The sequence below is a fragment of the Acinetobacter sp. HR7 genome, assembly GCF_000773685.1.
In the GTDB taxonomy this organism is placed as follows: Bacteria; Pseudomonadota; Gammaproteobacteria; order Pseudomonadales; family Moraxellaceae; genus Acinetobacter; species Acinetobacter thermotolerans.
Window position 1 is genome coordinate 1 of the sequence record NZ_JPQO01000017.1, and the last position, 3,229, is coordinate 3,229.

At 38.2% G+C, this 3,229-nt stretch carries 4 protein-coding genes; 2 read left to right on the forward strand and 2 right to left on the reverse strand.

Features of this window, described 5'->3' with window-relative positions; all coding sequences use genetic code 11:
- Positions 1–357: 357 nt before the first annotated feature.
- The gene (locus tag GW12_RS01265) at positions 358–858 is read right to left on the reverse strand and encodes a hypothetical protein (protein ID WP_034582395.1); all 501 of its coding nucleotides are present in this window, start codon (positions 856–858) and stop codon (positions 358–360) included.
- Entirely contained in the window at positions 855–1,784 is a 930-nt protein-coding gene (locus GW12_RS01270; protein ID WP_034582398.1) for a MobA/MobL family protein, read from the reverse strand. The genes GW12_RS01265 and GW12_RS01270 overlap by 4 nt, the downstream gene beginning before the upstream one ends.
- 284 nt (positions 1,785–2,068) lie before the next feature.
- Here GW12_RS01270 and GW12_RS01275 point away from each other — a divergent pair, with 284 nt between their 5' ends.
- Both GW12_RS01275 and GW12_RS01280 read left to right on the forward strand, forming a co-directional pair.
- Positions 2,069–2,476 (forward strand): conjugal transfer protein TraD, encoded by a 408-nt coding sequence (locus GW12_RS01275; protein ID WP_034582401.1) that lies wholly within the window; start codon positions 2,069–2,071, stop codon positions 2,474–2,476.
- A 65-nt stretch (positions 2,477–2,541) separates the two neighbouring features.
- Complete coding sequence (locus GW12_RS01280; protein WP_034582402.1) at positions 2,542–2,961, forward strand: hypothetical protein; 420 nt, start codon at positions 2,542–2,544, stop codon at positions 2,959–2,961.
- Positions 2,962–3,229 lie beyond the last annotated feature (268 nt).

Here is a 3,229-nt window from a genome sequence, read left to right on the forward strand (position 1 = left end):
GTTTAGCCTTTCGACTATCGCTACGTTGCACCAGTGACACTTATTCCCTCCACATGCAACGCATGCCAATCCGTAAAACGGACACGCAGGAGCAGGCAAAGCTCGATCTATGATGCTTATTTGATGAATAAAAACACGTATTAACGAAGACTTATCATTTTGAGACTTGATCTAAACACTGTTTGTTGTGAAAATAGAGTTCAGGTACAAGCCTTAGTGTGAAATCATAACGGTCGCCAAACCTTATGATCTTCGTTATTCGATGTTGTAGCATCAAATAACTGCGTACCGCTGAATATAAAGCGAAAGCCCATTTAGTTTCAATACTGAATGGGCTTTTTCTTTTTCAAGTATCTATTATTTTGGGTCTATGACGCAAAAATCGGCATTTTTCCCATATCCGCACTGCTTTTTCATCACTCGAACGCAAGTTTTAGATTCTCCATCAACTTTACAGCTTCCAATATCAAACTGAATTCCCTGCTGTCTTAGGCTCTCGATCTGCGGGATATTGCCTAAAGGTTTGATATAAACACTAAATAACCAAGTCATGGCCAGTATCAAAATGGCAAAGATGCCTAGAACAATGGCAATAAGCTTCCATGACAACTGATCACTGGCTGATTCAATTGAATTATTCAAGCGTCCAAGTGCTTTAGCGGTCTTAATAAGCTCCGCTGTACCCTCCTGTAAGCCCGTATTTAGCGATTTTGATACGGTACTATGGGTTTGCCCTGCGATGACCTTTTGAATGCGTTCTTCGGTGATTTGAAGCTCTTTAACAGCCTGGTTGACGAGGTTCTGCTGTTGTTCTGCAACTGCCATCAGTGCATATAACTTTTTTTCATCAGGTGTCATCGGCTCATCCCCTTATAACTCATGGTTTTCTGTTGCTCTCGTTCTAATTTCTGCTGTTCTTTGTACTGCTCTAAGGCAAGCTGTTTGAAGCTGTCAAAATCAGCCTTAAAGCTCTCAATCCCCTGTTTAATTTCTTTGTCTGAAATTGGGCTGTCTTTGAGGTCTTTCAGATCTTTTTTCGGATCGCCTAAATCAAGTCTTTCAAGCTCTTTGCAGGCTGTTCGTGACTGTTGCAGGGCTTCCCTGATTTCAGGGTCTTTGGCTTGACTTGGTAATAGTTTCTTTTCGGGTTCTTTCTCTATGCCTTGCTCTTTGTAGCTTCGCATATCAATACGGCTGTCAATTTGGTGTTTTTCTAAATGGCTATTGCATAAATCTGCCCATCTTTGGCGTAGGTCTTTAATATCGGTTTTTCGTTCCTGGTAACTCTTACCTGTATTGTCTTTTTTAGCTCCGCCACGTTCAGGATTTTTGCTGTTATAGCGTTTGAAATACTGCTCCGGATCTCGTTCGATTCCATCTTGCAGACGTTCATTAAACATGAGGTGGACGTGGGGCTGATCGTTGCCGTCCATTGCTTTAGGGTTATGAATCGCAAACTGATATGGATATTTTGAGCCGATCTCGGACTGAATGAAGTCCTCAACCAGTTCTAGGCGTTGCTCGGCATTCATCTCTCTAGGTAGGGCAATTTCATATTCTCGATAGGTACTGCCATTTTTGCGCTCGTAAAGGTCGGCTGCTTCCCAAAAAGTAATTGGATTATGTTCAGCCCATTTCGGCATATTTCCATAGGCACTATGTTCAAGGTCAGTTTCTGCCTGTTCCTGTTTCAGCTTCTTTTCTTCATCCCGATCAATATATTCGGCATGTGGTGCTGCCTTTCCTGCTTTACCAACTTTAACACTCAATCGAGCAATTGCCATAAATTTTCCTTGAAGCTTTTTTGGTACTTCTTTTTTTCATTCAATTAAAAATTGAATGAAAAAAAGAAGTTTCAGGGTTTTAGGGATGAAGTCCCTAACGTGCTTAGGTTTCTCAATGAAATTGAGAAACGTCTAAGCGCGCCATCAAATTTTTGATGGAAGTGCAGGCGACAATCTCTAGAACGACTTTAACAAAATTATGTTACTCGAACGTAAATTTTTTGTTATCGTTCTTTGAGTATTGAGCCTGTACTTTTGCGGTATCTGAATTAATGGAATTGAATATGAATAATGATTGGCTATCTGAAAAAATCACCTATATTTCTGCTTTAAAGAATCCGAGTGATGCTCAAAGACTTTTATTGGAATTAGCTCAAATCCAATACCGTACACCCGATCAAGAGAAAAAACTGAATGCTTTGATCAAAGCTGAAAAAGCCATAGATCGGGCGAATAAGCAAAAAATAGCAGTTAGAAAATTATTGAATGCGGAAAAAGAAGCTGAACGCAAGGCTCGTACACGGCACCTTATTCAATTAGGCGCACTTTTTGAGATTGCTAACCTTGATCAACGTGACCCAGCTGAATTACTTGGAATTCTGCTTAAAACTGCTGAAATTGATCCTAATGACATGAAATGGCAAATTTGGAAAGACTTAGGACAAGAAACCTTAAATCAACGTAAGAAATAGAAAATACAAACTCAATAAGCTAAGCTAAACACTCAGCAAAATTATGATATTTCACAGGTTCTTTAATGAAAAAACTAATATTAGGATTTACCCTATTTTTACCAATAATCTCTAACGCACAACCAAAATGGGAACTAGCTGATGCATTTATTACAAATAAAGACAAAGGCGAAATATCTAAATTATATGTAGACACAAACTCAATCAAAAAAGAAAAAAATAACCCTAATATTAGGTATTTTTCTATAAAAGAAGTTCACTCAAATCCTAAAAATAATGTAGTGAAAAATAATTTAGCGATTGAATGTTCACAAGGTCTTTTCTTGAGTCCATTTACTAATCAATGGGAACCTATTTTTCAAAGAGGCTATATTATTGGTACTCTAAAAACCTATGAATATTATAGCTATACAACTGTTTGCGATGATGTCAGAGGAAAATATTCTAATAATATTATTATTAATACAAACAGAATTGGATTTTAATAATAGCCTAAGCAGAACAAGCTTCTCAAAAACTCTTCTATAAAAATATAAAAGCCTATAAAAGCAAAAGCACATGCTCTCAACTTCTCAACTCGTTACCAAAGCGTCGCACTTCGTGCTTTGGCTTTGGTGAACGGTTGAGAGAGTTTCGGCAATACTTTCCCTAAAGGCGGTCATTTAAAAAAATGACGCATCCTTTAAGTATTGCCGATTTACCGCATATTCTTTTGGCTTCGGAGCCACGTATATCGGTCGTATCCGCACATGG